The organism is Calorimonas adulescens (assembly GCF_008274215.1).
Taxonomy (GTDB): domain Bacteria; phylum Bacillota; class Thermoanaerobacteria; order Thermoanaerobacterales; family UBA4877; genus Calorimonas; species Calorimonas adulescens.
The window spans coordinates 1-19,983 of sequence record NZ_VTPS01000006.1 but is presented as its reverse complement, the minus strand read 5'-3'; the positions used below and the strand labels follow the sequence as shown (position 1 = coordinate 19,983).

22 protein-coding genes are annotated in these 19,983 nt (G+C 44.5%); 2 read left to right on the top strand and 20 right to left on the bottom strand.

All coding sequences use genetic code 11. The features are described 5' to 3' along the window. Positions 1 to 121 precede the first annotated feature (121 nt). Entirely contained in the window at positions 122 to 529 is a 408-nt protein-coding gene (locus FWJ32_RS05110; protein WP_149544901.1) for a hypothetical protein, read from the top strand. On the opposite strand, the gene FWJ32_RS05105 is transcribed toward FWJ32_RS05110, so the two are convergent. The 4 genes from FWJ32_RS05105 to FWJ32_RS05090 all read right to left on the bottom strand — a co-directional run bounded on the left by FWJ32_RS05105 (position 526) and on the right by FWJ32_RS05090 (position 2,109). Beyond that, the gene (locus FWJ32_RS05105) at positions 526 to 795 is read right to left on the bottom strand and encodes a DUF2442 domain-containing protein (RefSeq protein WP_149544900.1); all 270 of its coding nucleotides are present in this window, start codon (positions 793 to 795) and stop codon (positions 526 to 528) included. The genes FWJ32_RS05110 and FWJ32_RS05105 overlap by 4 nt on opposite strands. Continuing rightward, positions 779 to 1,012: a DUF4160 domain-containing protein gene (locus FWJ32_RS05100; RefSeq protein WP_149544899.1), complete on the bottom strand. Its 234-nt coding sequence runs from the start codon at positions 1,010 to 1,012 to the stop codon at positions 779 to 781. The genes FWJ32_RS05105 and FWJ32_RS05100 overlap by 17 nt, the downstream gene beginning before the upstream one ends. A 440-nt stretch (positions 1,013 to 1,452) precedes the next feature. After that, positions 1,453 to 1,869 carry an RAMP superfamily CRISPR-associated protein gene (locus FWJ32_RS05095; RefSeq protein WP_149544898.1) on the bottom strand — a complete coding sequence of 139 codons (417 nt, stop codon included), beginning with the start codon at positions 1,867 to 1,869 and terminating at the stop codon, positions 1,453 to 1,455. Positions 1,870 to 1,875: 6 nt separating this feature from the next. Beyond that, positions 1,876 to 2,109 carry an RAMP superfamily CRISPR-associated protein gene (locus FWJ32_RS05090; protein ID WP_162523515.1) on the bottom strand — a complete coding sequence of 78 codons (234 nt, stop codon included), beginning with the start codon at positions 2,107 to 2,109 and terminating at the stop codon, positions 1,876 to 1,878. Positions 2,110 to 2,321: 212 nt separating this feature from the next. On the opposite strand from FWJ32_RS05090, the gene FWJ32_RS05085 reads away from it, so the two are divergent. After that, positions 2,322 to 3,266, top strand: coding sequence for a DNA adenine methylase (locus FWJ32_RS05085; RefSeq protein WP_149544896.1), 945 nt, complete (start codon positions 2,322 to 2,324; stop codon positions 3,264 to 3,266). A 46-nt stretch (positions 3,267 to 3,312) separates the two neighbouring features. Here FWJ32_RS05085 and FWJ32_RS05080 read toward each other — a convergent pair whose 3' ends face one another. From FWJ32_RS05080 to FWJ32_RS05010, 16 genes are all read right to left on the bottom strand, one after another. Next, positions 3,313 to 5,592: a glycoside hydrolase family 31 protein gene (locus FWJ32_RS05080; protein ID WP_149544895.1), complete on the bottom strand. Its 2,280-nt coding sequence runs from the start codon at positions 5,590 to 5,592 to the stop codon at positions 3,313 to 3,315. A gap of 17 nt (positions 5,593 to 5,609) precedes the next feature. Next, complete coding sequence (locus FWJ32_RS05075) at positions 5,610 to 6,650, bottom strand: LacI family DNA-binding transcriptional regulator (protein ID WP_162523514.1); 1,041 nt, start codon at positions 6,648 to 6,650, stop codon at positions 5,610 to 5,612. Positions 6,651 to 6,726: 76 nt separating this feature from the next. After that, complete coding sequence (locus FWJ32_RS05070; protein ID WP_149544893.1) at positions 6,727 to 6,939, bottom strand: hypothetical protein; 213 nt, start codon at positions 6,937 to 6,939, stop codon at positions 6,727 to 6,729. Next, positions 6,918 to 7,079, bottom strand: a complete 162-nt coding sequence (locus FWJ32_RS05065) for an alpha-amylase family glycosyl hydrolase (RefSeq protein ID WP_203227585.1) — start codon at positions 7,077 to 7,079, stop codon at positions 6,918 to 6,920. Before FWJ32_RS05065 ends, FWJ32_RS05070 begins: the two co-directional genes overlap by 22 nt. 116 nt (positions 7,080 to 7,195) lie before the next feature. Continuing rightward, positions 7,196 to 8,947 (bottom strand): alpha-glycosidase, encoded by a 1,752-nt coding sequence (locus FWJ32_RS05060; protein ID WP_149544891.1) that lies wholly within the window; start codon positions 8,945 to 8,947, stop codon positions 7,196 to 7,198. Positions 8,948 to 8,957: 10 nt separating this feature from the next. Continuing rightward, entirely contained in the window at positions 8,958 to 9,839 is an 882-nt protein-coding gene (locus FWJ32_RS05055) for a sugar ABC transporter permease (protein ID WP_149544890.1), read from the bottom strand. Then, complete coding sequence (locus FWJ32_RS05050; RefSeq protein ID WP_149544982.1) at positions 9,840 to 10,757, bottom strand: carbohydrate ABC transporter permease; 918 nt, start codon at positions 10,755 to 10,757, stop codon at positions 9,840 to 9,842. Between the two features lie 21 nt (positions 10,758 to 10,778). Then, positions 10,779 to 12,020 carry a sugar ABC transporter substrate-binding protein gene (locus FWJ32_RS05045; protein WP_149544889.1) on the bottom strand — a complete coding sequence of 414 codons (1,242 nt, stop codon included), beginning with the start codon at positions 12,018 to 12,020 and terminating at the stop codon, positions 10,779 to 10,781. A gap of 317 nt (positions 12,021 to 12,337) precedes the next feature. Next, the gene (locus FWJ32_RS05040) at positions 12,338 to 12,433 is read right to left on the bottom strand and encodes a hypothetical protein (RefSeq protein ID WP_149544981.1); all 96 of its coding nucleotides are present in this window, start codon (positions 12,431 to 12,433) and stop codon (positions 12,338 to 12,340) included. 125 nt (positions 12,434 to 12,558) lie between these two features. Further along, the gene (locus FWJ32_RS05035; RefSeq protein ID WP_420837938.1) at positions 12,559 to 13,767 is read right to left on the bottom strand and encodes an MFS transporter; all 1,209 of its coding nucleotides are present in this window, start codon (positions 13,765 to 13,767) and stop codon (positions 12,559 to 12,561) included. 296 nt (positions 13,768 to 14,063) lie between these two features. Continuing rightward, a complete protein-coding gene (locus FWJ32_RS05030; RefSeq protein ID WP_149544887.1) occupies positions 14,064 to 15,716 on the bottom strand; it encodes a peptide ABC transporter substrate-binding protein in 1,653 nt (550 codons plus the stop codon). A 216-nt stretch (positions 15,717 to 15,932) separates the two neighbouring features. Then, positions 15,933 to 16,091, bottom strand: coding sequence for a hypothetical protein (locus FWJ32_RS13290; protein WP_162523513.1), 159 nt, complete (start codon positions 16,089 to 16,091; stop codon positions 15,933 to 15,935). Between the two features lie 12 nt (positions 16,092 to 16,103). After that, positions 16,104 to 17,069, bottom strand: a complete 966-nt coding sequence (locus FWJ32_RS05025; RefSeq protein WP_149544886.1) for an ABC transporter ATP-binding protein — start codon at positions 17,067 to 17,069, stop codon at positions 16,104 to 16,106. Next, positions 17,069 to 18,043, bottom strand: coding sequence for an ABC transporter ATP-binding protein (locus FWJ32_RS05020; protein ID WP_149544885.1), 975 nt, complete (start codon positions 18,041 to 18,043; stop codon positions 17,069 to 17,071). Before FWJ32_RS05020 ends, FWJ32_RS05025 begins: the two co-directional genes overlap by 1 nt. A gap of 12 nt (positions 18,044 to 18,055) precedes the next feature. Next, the gene (opp4C, locus tag FWJ32_RS05015; protein WP_149544884.1) at positions 18,056 to 18,973 is read right to left on the bottom strand and encodes an oligopeptide ABC transporter permease; all 918 of its coding nucleotides are present in this window, start codon (positions 18,971 to 18,973) and stop codon (positions 18,056 to 18,058) included. A gap of 18 nt (positions 18,974 to 18,991) precedes the next feature. Then, positions 18,992 to 19,983 (bottom strand): ABC transporter permease subunit (locus FWJ32_RS05010; protein ID WP_338028691.1); only part of this gene is annotated, 992 nt, incomplete at its 5' end.

Genomic DNA, 19,983 nt, shown 5'->3' with positions numbered 1-19,983 from the left:
GGCTGTGTTTCCACTACTGCATAGCCATCATTTTCTCAACAATTTGAACCCTCATTACCTACCTACATGCTTAATATCACTTGTATCAAATTTTAGTGAACATTTAAGGTACATAAAATCCATGGGATTTGAATATGTCATGGCTTACAAGGTCTGCTCTTCAGGCAAGGCAGTTAATGGACTATGGAAGATAGAAGAAAGCTTCAGGGTATTAAAATCCAACTTTGAAGCAAGGCCTATATTTGTATTGACAAAATCAAGTATTGAAGGCCACTTCGTTCTTTGCTACCTGGCGCTGGTAATACAAAGATACTTAGAATATATATTACAGCAAAAGAATGTAAAGATATCTACAGAAAGAATCCATGAGGCATTAAAAAGTGCAAACCTCATCATAATTACTAAGATAAAAAGCGATAAAGAATACTATTTAAAAAGCAAATCAAATAAAGACTATGAAATGATAAGACAAGCACTATGGCTGCCCAATATTCCTCAATACGGAAAAGTAAAAACTGAACTCTTTTAATTGATAGACCTATATACTGCTCCCCTCCCTCGGATAATACCTTCAATCGAGATATCTTCATCAAGTTTTTCCCATCGTATTCCTATTCCACCACCAATCAAACGCCAATCAGCTTTTTCTTCGGGAGTCGCTTTCTTGAGCTTGGGAAACCACTCTAAAGGGACCCCCATTTCACGGCCATCACTTAGCAAAATATATAATTTGTCGTCATCAAACCAAACATCAACAGCTACTGCTTTGAAAATATCGTTATTCAAAATACTCATCCCATTCCCTCCTCAGCATATATAAATTTTTTTCAATTATTTTGCTTATTTCGGATAATTCAAATGCTTTAAATCCATAAGATTCGGCTAAGGTCACACGATCAAGCCAAAATTTTGCATATTTATTATCTGACTCCACATGTATGTGTGGAGGTTCTACTCCTTCATTACTAAAAAAGAAAAATCTATATTTCCCTTCTCTATACACAGTTGGCATGAATAAATACCTCTCTTTAAATATTCTTACTTTGTCTGGTTGCATATATTTACGCTTAAGCTATGTTATTCAATTAATATTCATAACCTCTCCTTTTAATATTTTAACAATATTAAATTGCATTGTAAATTACAAATATACATTATTTGCTGTGTCAAAAATAATGTTATGACAAGTTATCAAAAGTAATCCAATAGATGTGATATATAAAATGGTATGAGGCTTATTTCATTTTCCTTAAACGTTATTCCTGATAGTATCTCCGCATAAAAGGCAATATCCCTTTTCTTGCCTATGCCGACAGGTACACACATTTATATACGGCGTCGCTCTGACTGTTTTCTACTATGGCAAACTCTATATTCAGTTCATCTTTTATAATATATCAACGGCACGGCATCTATAATAAAGGTACGGCAAAACCTTTCTGTCTTTGAATTTCAGGACTTTCTTGCGTCTTCAACTGTACTCTCGCTGATCCATAATCTACCGACTGTACGATCCTTCCTTTCTTCGCGTGGGGAACCAAATATTCCATCCACAATGTCCTGGCTTGCGCCTATAGTATTGATTATCCTATATGCTCTGGCTCTAAGAGCGCTGGCCAAACTTGTACCGCTGATTATAGGTACATACTTATTATTTCCAAAAGAATGTATATGAACCGAATCAGGAGTATTTTCATCCATAGATTGGCCCTTGATCAGCACAGAACCATTTATTTTAAATGTCGCCTTTAATATAAATTCATCCGTATATTCATTCATCATATTTATTGAAGCGGCTATACTGTCTATACCCTCAGGATTATTCTTATCCCTTTCCAGCCAACATATAAGGCCATCCGGTTTACTCATGTCATACTAGTATACACTCCAGTTTTCTGCATGACATCTGCCAAAACCCCTCCTTTTTCTTTTACCGATGGGGATTTCCCCTGATTCTAAAGCACTGAGGGCCGCCACAAAATACTCAGTTATATTAGCAGAAAGGCCTTTTTCTAATACCATATATTCAAATGAGAGTGTGAACCTAGTGCCAGCCGGTAAAAGTTCCATATCGAATTTCCCTTCATCAATGACCGTCCTGGTTTTCAAAGATATGGCCGCACTATCGCACAGTTCAATATCTGCTTATATAAAATTCCTCCATTTTTTTAAAAGAATGTGACACGTTGTTGATAATAAATAAATTGAGCGCCCTCCAGTAGGGCGCACTATCATCACAGGTTACAGTATATAATACCCCGCTCATTTCTGAAATTATGGTATAATAAAAATAATTAAGGGACATATGGGGGTATGCACCAATGGAAGCTATAGTGAATTTAAGAACTGATATACCGGCCAGGCCTTTCGTAAAATGGGCTGGTGGGAAGAGTCAGCTGCTTACTACATTTCTGAAATTTTATCCAGAAGAGTTAGTCAACGGAAATGTTAAGAGATATGTAGAACCATTTGTCGGCAGTGGTGCCGTTTTATTTGATATTATGCAAAAATACAACATAGAAGAAGCATACATATTTGATATAAATAAGGACCTTATAAACTCATACAATGCTGTCAAATATTGTGTTGACGAGCTGATATATAAACTCAAAATGCTCGAGGCAGAATATTTAAAAAGCACCTTTGAAGAACGTGAAAAAATGTATTATAAGATAAGGTCTGTTTATAACTTGACCCCAATAGAGGAGGCCAGGCCAGACATCGAAAAGGCAGCATTATTCATTTTTCTAAACAGAACATGCTACAACGGGCTATACAGGGTAAACCAGCAGGGACTTTTCAACGTACCAGCAGGACGTTATAAAAAACCCACGATATGCGATGAGGATAATTTGTATGCAGCCCATGCTTTGCTGCAAAGAGTTAAAATCTTCGAGGCTGATTACAGGGAAAGTATAAAATACGTCGAAAACAATACTTTTGTCTACCTTGACCCACCCTACAGGCCTCTTAATGATACATCAAACTTTACATCATATAATAAATCTGATTTTGATGATCGAGAGCAAATAGCACTTGCAGAATTTTTTGAAAGACTTGATGAAAGAGGCGCTAAGATTATGCTCAGCAACTCCGACCCCAAAAACGAAAACCCAAATGACGAATTCTTTGATGAACTTTACAGAAACTATTATATCCACCGAATACAGGCCAAACGTATGATAAATTCCAATAGCAGCCGCAGAGGTTCTATAAATGAAATACTTGTCACAAACTATAAAGCCTTATTTGTATTTAGGAAATGATTTAATATAAACCAAAAAATTAAGCGCCCCATCTGGAGCGCTAAAGCTATATTGTCATATCTACTATTACATCTCCGTCTCTGGCAACCGGCTCAGCGGCCTGGCCGTTTACCCGGACCTTTTCGATATTCTTTTCTCCTCTTAATACAACCTGGAACTGCCTCTGGCCTTCGCTATACCCATAATATAGCTTTTCTACCTTTATGTCAGCAGCCTCTGCACCTTTGCTGTAGCTTATCCTGTAGAGGTTATACTCTCCATTCATGTAGTTTAATGTATGGCAGTCGTCCTCGTAGTAAACATATTCGCCCGACATAGCGCCGGGGAAGATGTGAAACTCCGTAACCATGCCGTCTGATGTACTTTTCATTGGCCTGGCCATCGGGAGGACCGCCCCAGCCTTTATAAAGATAGGCATCCTATCCAGCGGGGCATCTACAAGGTAGTACCTGCCTCCCTGATACTCCTCTCCTGTCCACCAGGCAATCCACCTGCCTTCCGGAAGGTAAACCTCCTTGACCCTCTTACCGGGTTCGTAGACCGGTGCAACCAGTATGCTCTCACCCAGCATGAATTCATCAAATACCTCAGCACACATCTCGTCGCCAGGATATTCCATTATAAGCGGCCTCATGACCGGTATGCCGGTGGTGTTAGCCTCATAGAACAGGTTATACATGTATGGCAGAAGTCTGTATCGCAGCTTTATGAACTCTCTGGTTATATCCTCGGCCCTCCTGCCAAAGGCCCACGGTTCCTGGTCCTTAGACTCTAAGCCATTGTGGTTTCTGCAGAAGGGATAAAATACACCCAGCTGTGTCCATCTTATAAGCAGCTCTTCGCTGCAGTCGTCAGTAAAGCCGCCTATATCGGCACCACAGAAGGGCTCACCCGAAAGACCTATATTTAAAAGCATGGGCATGGACATCTTCAGATGTTCCCAGTAGCTCCTGTTGTCCCCTGTCCATACGGCCGCATACCTCTGTATCCCTGAGAATGCCGCCCTGGTGAGGATGAAGGGCCTCTCATTAGGCCTGAATCTCAAGAGGGCGTCCTTTGTCGCCATAGCCATATTGAGGGCATATACATTGTGAAACTCTTCATGCCTGATGGGTTTGCCATTATTCTGGTGTACCATATCCTCGGGCATTGTCCTGGTGGGTGTGTCCATTACTGCGGGCTCGTTCATGTCGTTCCATATGCCCGCTATGCCCATTTCGATAAACTCCTTATGGTTGTCACCCCACCACCTCTTCACATCGTCCCTGGAAAAGTCGGGCAGGCAGGTGAGGCCAGGCCATACCTTGCCGGTAAAGGGCAGGCCGTTTTTGTCAGTCACAAAATAGTGGTTTTTAAGCCCTTCAACAAATACACTGTAAGATCCGTCTGCCTTGAGCCCGGGGTCTATGATGGTGACCACCTTAAAGCCCATTTCCTTGAGCTCGTCTATCATGGCCTTGGGGTCAGGAAACCTCTCCTTATCAAAGGTAAACACCCTGAATCCATTCATATAGTGTATGTCAAGATAAATGACATCGGCCGGTATATCCTTCTCTCTGAATGACTTCGCCAGCTCCACAACCCTATCCTGCGGGTAATAGCTGTATTTACTCTGCTGGTAGCCCAGTGCCCAGAGCGGCGGCATATCCATCCTGCCTGTCACTTCTGTGTAGCCCTTTACCACGTCCTTTATATCCCTTCCATATATGAAGAAAAAACTCATGGGGCCATGCTCTGCCCCAAACCTCACCCTCTCAGGGTCGGTTTTGCCCATGTCAAAATATGTCCTGAATGTGTTGTCAAAATAGATGCCATAGCAGCCACTCCTATTAAACCCTATATAAAAGGGAAAGCTCTCATACATGGCATCAGTGCCTTCGGTATGTGTATCATAACAGTCTGTATTCCACATTGTGTACCTGTAGCCCTTCTTGTCCAGAAAACCTGTCTTTTCACCCAGACCATAGAAGTGTTCCCCTTCCCTTATATTCAGAGAACACGACCTGTCATCGTCCACAAGATTAAGATCCATACCTTTAAGTAAAAGCCCCTTGCCATCATTTATCTCCATAATGCTGTCCTCTATGGACACCCTGAGCCTGAATGAGGCTGTATAAATATCAATGTACCCGTCATTCTCCTCAACCTGAAGCTCGGCATTCTGTCTATTCATCACCACTGCCTGGCTGTGGCCCGGTCTTTCTCCCCTTGAGGCAGCAATATTTACTATATCATTGCTCAAAATGTCAATATAGATACTAAAGCTTTCTCCATTGAGCACCACACTGTTTTCAGTCCAATCGTATGAGACAATCTTCCCAAGCATTAAACAAGCCTCCTCAACTATTCTGCCTTTAAAGCCGTACTGGACTCCCTCACTATAAGCTCCGAAGGAAAGACTATATGGTAGGAGGGTATATCCCCGTCATTTATCCTCTCTATGAGCATTTCTGCCGCCCGTACACCCATATCGAATATCTCAACGCTCATTGTGGTGAGGGACGGCCTGGCCACCCTGCCTATGGGGCTGTCGTTTACACCCACCACAGCCACATCATCGGGTACCGTTATGCCCTGTTCTTTAAGCCTCATTATAGCTCCTAAGGCAATGCTGTCGTCAGCCGCAAATATGGCATCGGGCATCCTGCCGGATTTAATAAAATGCTCTGCCGCCTGAATCCCACCATCCTCTGTAAAGGTGACATTAATCAGAAACTCATCCCTAATTTCCCTGCCATACATATGCATGGCTTTCCTGTAGCCGCAAAACCTGTCATAGGAAACCACCAGGTCCCTGGGGCCGTTTACCATGGCAATGTCCTTTCTCCCATTCAATATGAGGTGTTCAGTAGCCATATATCCCACCTGCACATTGTCGTTGTCCACCCAGAGGACGGGATCTACTTCCTGGTATTCCCTGTCAATGGGCCTGCCTATGAGGACAAAGGGCAGGTTTTCCTCTATAAGCCTTGAAATCAGACGATCCCCAATCCTGGAACTGGTGAGTATGACCCCATCAACCCTCCTGCTTTTTAACATCTGAAGGGTGGTCCTTCCCTCCGACTCTGCATCAGAGGCCATCTCCAGCATGAGGTGGTAGCCCTCCCTTTCCAGGACAGTGCCTATGCCCCTTATGACCTCTGGAAAGAATGGATTGGCAAATGCCTGTTCTGTCGGCCTGGATATAACAAGGCCAATGGTACGGCTGGAGCTCATGGCTAAACTGCGTGCAATGGCGTTTGGGTGGTAGCCCAGCTCCTTTATAGCCATTCTTACCCTTTCCTTTGTCTCCTCGCTTATCAGCGGGCTCTCAGCCAGCACCCTGGATACTGTAGAGGGATTTACCCCTGCCCGTGCCGCCACATCCTTTATGGTTACCGCCATCTTAAACACCTCACATATGTACATGCAAATTACCTGTCACTATATTCTAACTACAGATATATTCAAAGTGATGTCGCTATGGGAACCATACGGAGAGTTTATCCTTTAAGGTGATCCCATCTTTTATACCTGCATCCTCAGGCAGGATAAAAATCTTATCTATCATTTTATCAGTATTATTTATAAATACAAGGGCATATTTATCCTCATACTTCCTTATAAACCCTACGACCTCATCGTCCTCAAGGGGCATATATTCCCCGTATCTTATGGCCTTGCTGCCTTCCATATGGCAGTAGCCCCCAAACCCTTTATATAGTCCAGTTTGTCAATGAGCCCCTGCAGGTCTCCCCCGTGGTATGCCTTGGGGTCAGCCGGGTTTATGTCTATATCATTGGCCCTGTCACCGTCGTATAACCTGTTTGTCATAACAAAATATATCACCTGGCTCTTTCAGTCTGTCTTTCTGGCAGGGGTGCATCCAGCAGATACCAGTGCTATGATGAGTATGAGTGCTAATAGGAGTGCTAAATATCTTTGCCTTTTTAACATGCCCCTGCCTCCCTCATTTTTTCATAGTCACGTTCTGTAAGGAGAATGGCTGCTGAATACGGCTTTAAGTCTATGGATAGATACCTCCCCAATCCATAGCTTTTCCTGCTCAGGATGTCCACTGTCCTGTGTATGGTAAAGTTATCCAGCCTTAATGATATATCTTCATCACTGTTATTTATCACAACCCCTATACCGTCATTGATATATGCATACACATTCCCCTCAGTATGCCATGTCCTGTAGTCGCCATCAGAAAGATGCGGAAATATCCTGCGCAGTTTTATGAGCTGTCTATATAAATTTAAGAGCTTGTTGTCCTGTCCCTCCTCATCCCATATGAATGTCCTGCGGCAGTCAGGGTCATCGCCGCCCTCCATGCCTATCTCATCCCCATAGTAGATCATGGGGAGGCCTGGGTATGTCATCTGAAACACCGCTGCTAAGGCTGCCCTTCTCCTGTCGCTGCAGAGGGTCAGAACCCTCGCTGTATCGTGGCTCCCGAGGAGGTTTACAAGGCCAGGCCAGATATTGGAGGAGTGGGCCATACGAAGTCCCGCCACTCTCTCATCAAACCCCACCGCATCAATCTCTCCTCTGGCAAAGAAATCCAGTACTGCCTCTCTCCATGGGTAGTTCATCACTGAGTCAAACTGGTCGCCCCTCAGCCATTCCAGGGAGTCATGCCACACCTCGCCTATAATAAAGGCGTCGGGCTTTATAGCCTTGACGCGCTTCCGGAATTCCCGCCAGAAGTCATGGTCTATCTCATTAGCCACATCCAGCCTCCATCCGTCTATGTCCACCTCCCTCACCCAGTGTTCCCCCACCTTAATCAGATACTCGCGCAACTCAGGGTTATGGGTCATGAGCTTGGGCATGGTATACACCCCACTGGCAAAAGTCTCATAATTGGGGTCTTTACCTGCTCTGACCGGGAAGCTGTGTATATTAAACCAGTCCTTATATGGCGATGAGGCTCCATGCTTTACTACATCCTGAAATGCAAAGAAGTCCTTCCCACAGTGGTTAAATACACCATCTAAAATTACCTTTATATCCCTCCGGTGGGCCTCTGACACCAGTCTTTTTAAGATGTCCCTGTCGCCAAAGGCCGGGTCTATGCTGTAGTAGTCTGCAGTGTCATACTTGTGGTTGGATGGAGATTTGAATATAGGTGTCAGGTATATTACACCAATGCCAAGGTCTGCAAGGTAGTCCAGCCTATCTATAATGCCCTTTAAATCCCCTCCAAAAAAGGAGTCAGCTTTCGGAGTCTCGCCCCACTTTAGACAGCCCTCGGGGTCGTTGTCCCTATCTCCATTGCAGAACCTATCAGGGAATATCTGGTACATGGTCCTTCCCCTTATCCATTCCGGCTCCGAAAAGAGGTCGGCTGGGCAGATATATGGGTATTGAAACAGCCCCTCTTTCGGCCTGGCCACACTGAACCCCTTCTCGGAATACCAGATGTCCTCCCTTCTGTCACTCAGGTGGAAGAAGTACCTTACCCTCTTTTCCTCAGTATACAATGTCACGGTATAATAGTCGAAGAGACTGTCAGAGGCCTCTTTTCTCATAAGGGTACTTACCTCACTCCCCGGCTCTGCATACCTATCGCCATAGAAGACCTCCGAAAAATATATGTCATCTTTAGCAGCTCTCAATACCAATCTAAGCTCATGCTCCCCTACGGGATATGCAAAAGGGAGCATAGTCCTGTGATATATAGCCTCTCTATTCATAACATGCACCTTAACCTTTCACTGCCCCGGCGGCCAGGCCTGCCTGCAGGTATCTCTGAAGAAGCATAAACACTATGGTTATGGGCAGTGAAGCCATGACAGCAGCTGCAGCAAAGAGTGTCCAGTGGGCGGCAAACTGGTTTAATATGAACCTCTGAAGGCCCAAAGCCACAGTGTAGCTTCCCGGGTCATGGATGACAGCGCTGGTAATGGCAAACTCACTGTACACACCTATGAAGCTGAAGAGGAATATGACTACCAGCATAGGTACAATAAGGGGCAGTATAATCCTGGTAAATATCTGCCAGTGTGTGGCACCGTCCACCTTGGCTGCCTCATCCAGTTCCCTGGGTATGCTGTCAATATATCCCTTCAAAAGCCATATATTAAATGCGTTCCCGCCAGCCAGGACAAGCATAAGGGCATATATGCTATCCAGCATATTAATCCTGACCAGTATGCCGTATATGGCTGGTATGGCCATTATTGTAGGGAACATCTGCAGTATCAGCAATGTCATGAGGCCATATTTCCTTCCCTTAAACCTCATCCTGCTGAAGGCATATGCCGATGTGGTTGTCATGAAGAGCTGTATTATAGAAACCCCTGTGCAGAGTATCATGCTGTTTTTAATCCATATAAGGAAATCAGTATCATTTATGACCTCCACATAGTTGTCCAGGCTCACTTCCTTAGGGAGAAGGCTCCCTGTGAAAAACGCATCCCCGGGGCTCAATGAAGCCATTAAAACCCAGTATACAGGGAAGAGAACTGCTATAATCACAACCCAGATTATTATCCTGCTTATCCAGAGCAGCCTCCTGTCCTGCGGCTTTACTCTCTCTCTATGGGCCTCTCTCTTCATTGTAGCCATCACTACAGGTTCCTGCATTTAGTCCACCTCCTCAAAGGCATGGGTCATCCTCATATTTATATAGCTTAGTATGCCAACTATAAAGAAGATGATTATGCTCAGGGCTGCCCCAAGGTCATACCTGTTAAACTGCAGTGTCATCTTATATGAGGAAGTCAGGAGTATGTCTGTATAACCGGCAAACTGGGTGTCCAGCCTGGGCGGCATACCCTGCATGATGAGGTATGCTGTGCCGAAATTGTTAAAGTTATATGCAAAGGTCGAAATAAGGAGCGGCAGTGATGAAGGCATAAGCATGGGGATGGTTATCTTTGTGAGCTTTTGCCACCATGTAGCCCCATCTAAGTCTGCCACCTCATACATCTCCGGCGATATGGCCTGGAGCCCACCCAGACATACATTCATCATAAAGGGATAGCCCAGCCATACGTTGGCGATAATGATGCCTACCCTCGCCCAGAAAGGGTCTGTCATCCATGGCCTGGCCGAAATATTAAATATGCTGAGTATAAGGTTTATACCACCATATGTTTCATTCAAAAGCCCTGACCACGTCAAAACAGCAATAGCCCCTGGGAGTGCCCATGGTATTATAAGTATCGCCCTGTATATGTTTGTCTCCCACATGTTCCTGTTGTTCAGTAAGACAGCCAGTATCAGCCCTACCACATAACACAGGACCGTAGACACTATTGCAAAGACCAGTGTCCACGTAAACACTGACAAAAATATATTCTTGAACGGCCCTGTAAGTACATAGATAAAGTTCTTAAGCCCAACAAACTCATAGTTTTTAAAATGATTGAGATTAAAGTTGGTAAAAGCAATATAGACTGTATATAATATTGGAAAGAAGCTCAAAACAGTCATAGAAATAAGAGCCGGAGACAGATAGGCGTATGCCGTCCATCCGTCTCCCCTGTTTTTTCTTTTCATGATAATGTTCACCGGCCCTCTCTATTGCATTGTGGCAATTCCTTCTTTCATCTGCGCCACAATCTGGTCTGCCGCCTTGTCAGGAGCCAGTTTACCCGACGTGATCAGTGTCAGGTTGTTGTTGGCTGGTGTCCACATGGCCTGCACCTCAGGGACATTGGGCATCGGCTCTCCCTTTGAAGCGGAATCGGCAAACCCTTTTAATATCTCGTTGGACTGAACCTCACTGCTGTTTAATACAGAGTTTATCACAGGAATCCTGTTACCAGTCTCAAAGAGAGGTATAGGGGTGTTTTCTGCCAGATACTTCATAAGTTCCCACGCTGCGTCCTTGTTCTTGGAATTGGCATTTACAAAGGCCGCCTGCACACCAACGAAAGGTTTCATGTCACTGCCATTCTCCAGCTTTGGCAGAGGAGCCACAGCAAAGTTTACCCCAGCGTCCTTAAAGCTTTGCACATCCCATGGTCCGGAGATATACATGCCTATCTTCTTGCTCTGGAAGTTGCCCTTGGCTATATCGCCCTTTATATCTGCAGGCATGAATTTATACCTGTTTACCATGTCATATATTGCAGCAAACCCTTTCTTTGCGCCTTCATTATTAAGGCCAATGTCATTCACATCGTAGCTGCCGCCGTTATTCTTAAAAACATATCCGCCGTTTCCCGATATAAAAGCATAAGAGAAATAGAAGTTGTTTATGTCATACATGAACCCATACTTCTGTGCTACATTTACAAACTCATCCCATGTCTTTGGAGCCTCTTTTATCATATCGGTGTTGTAGAAAAGTGCATAGGACTCCATGGATAGCGGTATTGCATATTTCTTGCCATCGTAGCTTACCGCATCGATTGCCAGAGGTACATAATCGCTGTCGTTTATCACACCATCCGGTACGGGTTCCAATAACCCTGCCTTGTAGAATGTGCCCAGGTTGTCATGGGGAAGTCCAAACATGATATCTGGCCCTTTGCCGCTGTTGGCTGCTGTAGCAAAGGCCTGGAAGTCACTGTTATCTGTGAGCACCTTTACCTTGTTGCCGGTCTCAGAGGCCCACTTGTCTGCCACTTCCTGCACCTTCTTGACCTCGGTCTCTGTGAGGTGAGACCATACTGTAAGCTCTACACCCTTATTCCCTTCAACCGTTGTACTCTGATTGTCCTGCCCTGTGTTCTGCTGTGACTGGCTTGAACCACCACATGCAGCCATGGATACTGCTAAGACTGCAATCAACAAAACTGCTAAAAACCTTTTCATTTTACCCCTCCTAAAGGACTAAATTCAAATACATACAATATTTTATTGTCTTCAATACCCGAATCCCTTTTCTGGCGCCCCATCTCCTCTCTATTCAAGCGTTTGCATAAAATACATTGAGAAAGCGTTTACAAAATAAGTATAATTATAATGGAATCCAGCAATATTAAACATATCTATTATGCATACGCTTGCACTATATAATATTATTCTACATCGTTTTCAAAAATCCTGCAAGGGGATTAAAATTTATAAAAAAAATAAAAACCATACGGCTTGCAGGCACAACACCGTATGGTTTTTACATAGCTGTAGCTTCAGAAACCAGCTTCTTTGATTTTTTTTACATATCTTTGTGTTATAATATGTGGTCGTGTTATGGCGCTTCCTACAACCACTGCAAATGCCCCAATACCTTCTTATTACCTGCGGCAACATTAAGACTTATCTCTTTGCATAGTTCTTGTCTGGCCAGTTTAATGCCCTCTACATCAGGTAACCTCTTAATAGTAGAAACCTCGGATTTGTTAATATCATTTTACATACTGATACCTCTTTTTCTGCCTATTACGTACATTATAGTACACGTTACCAGGCCGATAATACCTGAGATAACGAATGTCATACCTGCCCCAAAATGTTCTGAAATGGTACCTGAATACATTGACCCTAAAGGGGCCACACCTACAAACACAAGGGTATAGACGCTCATCACCCTGCCCCTAAGATGGTCTTCTGAATTTATCTGGATTAATGTATTACATGTGGCTGTAAATGTTATCATAAAGTACCCTGTCAGTGCAATGAGAATCATGGCAAAATAAAAGTTTTGTGTCATGCCAAGAATTCCTTGAAATATGGATAATCCCACTGCCCCTAAAAATAGTAGCCTCATATGAGGACCGGATTTAGACCGCACGGCCAGGGATAACGCCCCTATAAGAGCGCCAACACCCATTGCTGACATTAAAAAACCATATTGAGATGCCTCCAGTCCCAGGTCTATTTTGGTGAATACAGGTACTAATATATTGAAGTTCATGGCAAATGTGCTTATGTAAAACATCAGGAGGATGGCAACATATATCCTCGGTGTTTGAAATATATATCTAACTCCCTCCAACATATCCTTGATGACTGAACTGCTTTCGTCAATAGTACGCTTTTCTTCCTTCACATCCATGAGTAGCAAGCTTACAATGACAGCTAAATATGATAGCCCATTTAACAAGAAACATATCCCTATACCCAGATAGCCTATCAGTATCCCGGCAACAGCCGGCCCCAGAATCCTGGCGAGATTGAATGCAGAAGAGTTCAATGCTATTGCATTTAAGAGGTCTTCTTTGCCTACCAGTTCTATCATCAGGGATTGTCTTGAAGGGTTATCTATGGTATTCATAAAACCAAGTATGGTGGCCAATACTGCCACATGCCAGTATTTTACTGTGCCCGTAAGTGTAAGATACGATAGGATAAATGCCAGTATCATGAGGCCTGTCTGTGCAAGGATCACCAGCTTGCGTTTGGGAAAGCGATCCACATATACCCCGATAAATAAAGAAAAGAGCATGACAGGTAGTGTCTGTAGAGTCGTGATAAGACCTAAAAGAAACGGAGAATTGGTTAACTGCAGTATTAACCAGGCCTGGCCAACATTCTGCATCCATGTGCCTATAAGAGAGATGCATTGTCCAAACCAGAAGAGCTTGAAGTTTCTGTGAGAAAGTGCAGGAAATAAGGACATATTATATATCACCTTTTCTAAATTCAGTCTACCTTGAAAATAGTAGCACTTTGAATTGTCCCAGTCAATATCGATATCTTCTGTAATTTAAGTTTGATATTTACAGCCATGAGGATATCAGATTATTTGCTGGTATGTGACATGGCATACACTTCAAATAACGTCAGATAAAGTATGATATAATTACCTTAACAAACAGTCAGGAGAGGATATGCCATGAGAGACAGGACTGATGTAATAATGCATAAAAAATTAAGGCCTCATCGGCCTTAATTTTTATAAATCCATTCAGCTGTTTAATTCTCCCAGTATGCGTTTCTGAACAGTACTACCCCATTATTGGGTAAAACTATATAGTCCTTGAGTCCCGGCTTTACCACATTCTGCTTTACGCTGTAGAATATTGGGGCTATAGGCATCTCTTCCATAATAATATCCTCTGCCTTATGGAGCGCCTCCATGCGTGCCCTTTGGTCCGTACTGGTCTTTGCTGTTTTAATCAGCTCATCATACTCTTTGTTGCTCCACCTCGGGTCGTTGTTGGGGCTGCCTGTAGTAAACAGCTCAAGCATGGCTATAGGGTCTACATATTCCGCCTGCCAGCCCATCCTCGTCATTTCATAGTTTCCACTTATTACGTCCTGAACAAATACCTGCCACTCTTCTGTCTTGAGTTCAACATCTATACCAAGGTTTTGCTTCCACATCTGTTGGAGTGCCTGTGCAATCTCTTTGTTGGTAGACCTGTCATTGAATATATAGGTGAGCTTCGGGAAACCCTTCCCATCAGGATATCCGGCCTCAGCCAGAAGTTTTTTTGCCGTCTCTACATCCGCCCTATCTACAGGGTAATAGTCTCCGCCCACCTCTCTAAAGTCTTTTCCCTGCTCTGCATCAGGAAACCCATATGCCACAAGGCCACCGGCAGCTTTCTCTCCTCCCTTGGTGATGTTTTCAACTATGGTCTTCCTGTCTATGGCAAGGCTCAGCGCCTTCCTCACCCTGGGGTCATCCAGCGGTTTTTTGGTGGTATTGAACTCTATCATGGTGGTGTTCATGGTTAAGACTGTATTCAGCAGGCCCTCGTCCCTGAGGTTTGGGATCTCCAGCGGCGGCACGATGTCTATATAGTCTACCTCACCGGATTTAAAGGCACTCAGGGCTGTGTTTTCATCAGTCATCAGTGTAAAGGTGAGATTTTCCAGTTTGACATTTTGAGCATCCCAGTAGTTTTCATTTTTCACAAATGTGAATGAGTCGTTATTTACCCATTCTGTCATTTTAAAGGGTCCATTTCCGATATATGTCTGAGGATTATTGGTCCAGTCCTCCGGATGTTCCTTGATAATGTCTTCCCTTACAGGGTATGATATTGGAAGGGAGACTATAGTAAGAAAATATAGTGTTGGGCTTTCCAGGGTTACCTGGAGGGTCTTGTCGTCTATAGCCTTCACTCCTACCTCTGAGGCATCAGCCTTTCCTTCATTGTATGCCTTAGCATTTTTAATATAATAAAGTTGATAGGCATACGGGCTTGCCGTATCAGGCGCCAGCGCTCTTTTCCACGAGTATTCAAAGTCTTTAGCTGTGACAGGTTTACCATCACTCCATTTGGCATCTCTCAGGTGGAATGTCCATGTAAGACCATCACCTGAAGTCTCCCATGACTCCGCCATGCCGGGTTCAGGATTGCCTTTCTTGTCGTATCTGGCCAGGCCCTCGAATACATTGTCAATTACAGTAAACCCATAAACCTCGTCACACGTAGCAGGGTCAATAGTCCTCGGCTGCGGCCCGAGATTGTAGACAAGGGATGTCTTAGCAGACTGCCCCTTGTCCTGGTTCTGTTCCTGCTGTGCCTCATTGCCTGCCGGCTGGCCAGAACAACCAGCCAGTGAAAACAGCAAAATAAAAATGGTCACTAAAGTGACTAATCTCTTATTGTTCATTTTCTCCTCCCCTAACTGCTTTTTGAATAGATTATAATATATATTGTATAATAATGCAAGCATGTGTTGACGAGATACTGTGCTGTTTTCCCCTTATAGAAAAATTATGAGCCACAAGAACCGTCCCCACCGATCGGTGAGAATAGAAAAGCCTGGCCGGTGATATTTAAGGTTTATCATGGCCAGGCCAATAATATTATGCTTACTGTTAAACGTTCATGTCTTAAGCCACACCTTCATAATCAGATACAATACCACTGCCATGCCAGCTACGGAAACCAACGCCATGGGCAGCAATATTTCAAGCTGTGCTATCATCAATGCCAGTATGTCCCTCCATTCCAGCTTAATATCCTTTTCATCCTCATCCTTCATCTTTACCACCGCCTATAGCAGATGGCAGGCAACAAAGTGCCCACTCCCTGCATCTTTGTATTCGGGTATTTCCTCACTGCACTTTTTCATCACAAAGGGGCAGCGGGTATGAAACTTGCATCCTGACGGAGGGTTGGAGGGGCTGGGTATGTCACCCTGCAGTATTATCCTCTCCCGCTTAATGGTCGGGTCCGGTACCGGCACTGCCGATAGGAGGGCTTTCGTGTATGGGTGCAGTGGATTTTCGTAAAGCTCCTTCTTATCTGCCATCTCAACCATAGAGCCAAGGTACATGACACCCACCCTGTGACTTATGTGCTTTACTACACTGAGGTCGTGGGAAATAAACAGGTAGGTAAAGCCATAGCTCTGCTGCAGGTCCATCAGAAGATTTACAATTTGTGCCTGAATGGATACGTCCAGTGCAGATACCGGCTCGTCGGCCACAATGAAGTCCGGGTCTAAAATCAATGCCCTCGCTATACCTATCCTCTGTCTCTGGCCTCCTGAAAACTCATGGGGATATCTCTTTATGTGATACGGGCTAAGACCGCACATCTCTAAGGCCCTTACCACTTTGTCCTGAAGTTCATTTCGATTAGCCATGTTGTGCTCCAAGAGAGCCTCGCCCACTATTTCTCCCACAGTCATCCTTGGATTTAGTGAGCTGTAAGGGTCCTGAAATATTATCTGCATTTTCGGCCTCAGCTTCCTGAGTTCTTCTCTCTTTAGCTTGAAGACATCCATTCCTTTAAAATATACCTCTCCAGCCGTCCTATCCTGCAGCCTTATTACTGTCCGTCCCAGTGTCGTCTTACCGCATCCCGACTCCCCGACAAGGCCAAGCGTCTCACCCTTGTTTATCTCAAAAGATACCCCGTCCACTGCCCTTACATAACCCACAGTATGTTGAAAGACACCTGCTGTTATTGGAAAATACTTCTTGAGGTTATTCACCTTGAGCAAAACCTCACCCATCATATCACCCCTTCATAGAGCCAGCATGCCGCTTTATGACCTTCACATACCTCTTTGAGCTCCGGCTGGCTTTCCCTGCAAATATCCATCGCATGGCTGCAGCGCGGGTGAAAATAGCATCCTGATGGCATGTGTAATGGGTTTGGCACCTGTCCGGGTATGGAGTTTAATCTGTCCTCATCTCTCATTATCACGGGTTTGGACTGCAAAAGTCCTATGGTATATGGGTGTTTGGCATTTTTAAAAAGCTCTACTACCTCAGCCTCCTCGACAATTTTCCCGGCATACATTACTATGACATAGTCGGCCATTTCCGCCACCACGCCAAGGTCATGGGTAATCAGCATGACTGAGGAACCAAGGTCATTTTTGAGATTCCTCATAAGCTCCAGTATCTGGGCCTGTATGGTGACATCCAGTGCCGTCGTAGGCTCATCCGCTATAAGGAGCTTGGGATTGCAGGAGATGGCCATGGCTATCATTGCCCTCTGCCTCATTCCACCGGATAGCTCATGGGGATATTCATCCACCACCTCATCTGCCCGTGGTATGCCCACAGTCTTAAGCATCTCTATGGCCTTTTTCCTTGCGTTTACCTTATCAAGGCCCTGATGGAGCATTATGGCCTCCTCTATCTGGTCGCCAATGGTAAATACCGGGTTTAGTGAGGTCATTGGCTCCTGAAATATGACAGATATACTGGCCCCTCTAATCTTGCGTATATCATCTTCTTTTAGTTCTATAAGGTTGACGCCGTCAAAAATGACCTCTCCAGATATTATCCTCCCAGGCGGATCAATCAGCTTTAAAATCGACATGGCCGTTATACTCTTGCCACAACCCGATTCGCCAACAATGCCCACTACCTCACTCTTTTTTATTTTAAAACTGACGCCATCAACAGCCTTAACCAATCCGTCCTCTGTGTAGAAATATGTCCTTAAATCGTGCACGGCTAACAGATCATCTGCCACAATACATCCCTCCTATCTCTTAAGCCTTGGGTCTAAGGCATCCCTGAGGCCGTCGCCAAAAAGATTAATTGCCATAACAGTCAGGAATATGCATATGCCGGGGGGTATCCAGAGCCACGGCTGCATCTGCAGGGTATAAAGGTCCCTCGCTACCTGCACCATCTGACCCCATGACGGGGTGGGCGGCGTTACACCCAGACCCAAAAAGCTCAATGACGATTCCGTGAGTATGGCACTGCCCAAATCCAGGGTGGCCGAAACTATAATAGAGGCATAGGTATTGGGCAGCAGGTGACGGAATATTTTCCTCCTGTCCCGTATGCCAAGGGCTTCTGCAGCCTGCATAAACTCCTGTTCCCTCAATGACAGTATCTGGCCTCTCACTATCCTGGCCAGGCCTGGCCAGGATAGGATTCCAATCAATATCATGACCACAAACATCCTGTACTGCGGAGGCACCTTCCAGTCTGACATCACCGCTGCAATGGTTATAAGGAGCGGTAAAAACGGGAATGACATAAATATATCCACAATACGCATTATCAAAGAATCAATAAGTCCACCGTAGTAACCCGCTATTCCACCCAGCACGCTACCTATGACCACACTTATGGCCACCGCAAGAAGGCCCACCGACAATGAGATTCTCCCGGCATAAAAGAGTCTGGTCATCACATCCCTCCCCACCTCATCTGTGCCCAGTGGATGCGCCAGGGATGGTGGTGATTGTATATTGGAAAGGTCCATCTGTTCCATTGTGTATGGAGATACAATGGGACCTACTACAGACATCAAAACCATAAATAGAAGTATATAAAGCCCCAGCATAGCCAGCTTATTTTTCTTAAGACGTCTCCAGGCCAGCTTCCACGGGCTCATTATGTCCTCTTCATTAAACTCCCTCACATCTTCAATTGGTTTTGCTTCCATATCTCATCATCTCCCTTCTCATTTCAACCTGATCCTCGGGTCAATCAGCGCATACGTAATGTCTGCTATCAGGTTGCCAAGGAGGGTAAGGAGGGCTAATATCAGGTTTATTCCCATCAGCAGGGGATAGTCCCTGTTGTTCACGGCCAAAAGTTCTATAGGTCCTATGCCAGGCCAGTTGAAGATGGACTCGGTAATTATAGCACCCGAAAACAGGCCGGGTAGCCACATGCCGAAGATGGTTATAACAGGTATCATAGCATTCCTCAAAGCATGTTTATATATCACAACCTTCTCCCTCAATCCCTTGGCCCTGGCCGTCTTTATATAGTCCTGCCTTATGACCTCCAGCATGGATGAACGGGTGTATCTCATGAGTCCGGCCACATTGCTAAGAGTCAGGACTATACATGGCAGGGCCATATGATAGAGTACATCTGCTGCTTTTTCAACACCTGCAGGGTTTGCCCCCGGAGTAATCATGCCTGACACAGGAAATAACTTCAGGTCTACAGCAAACCATTTGATAAGCAAAAGGCCAAAATAAAAGGAGGGGATGGATATGCCTATAAGGGCTACCACTGTAAAGAAATAGTCAAACCTTGAGTACTGCCTCGTGGCAGATATTACACCAATGGGTATTGAAATTATTACACTCAGGATAAAGGATACAAGGGAAAGAAGGAACGAGTTCCATATGTAAGTATTTATGACCCTTGTGACGGGCTGTTTAAAGTAGAATGAGTCCCCAAAATCACCCTTTAAGACCCCCCGTACCCAGTAGAAATACTGTATATATACAGGTTGGTCTAAATGAAGCTGATGCCTTAGTTCTTCTTTCATTTCCGCTGTCATATGCGGATTCATCATAGTCGAAAATATATCACCGGGTGCCAGTTGCAGTATAAAGAAAAGGAGTATGGATATACCTATGAGTATAGGTATCATCTGTATAAGTCTTCTTGTTATGTACTGTCTCATCATCTCACTCCTTTTTACAGTTGTGGGGG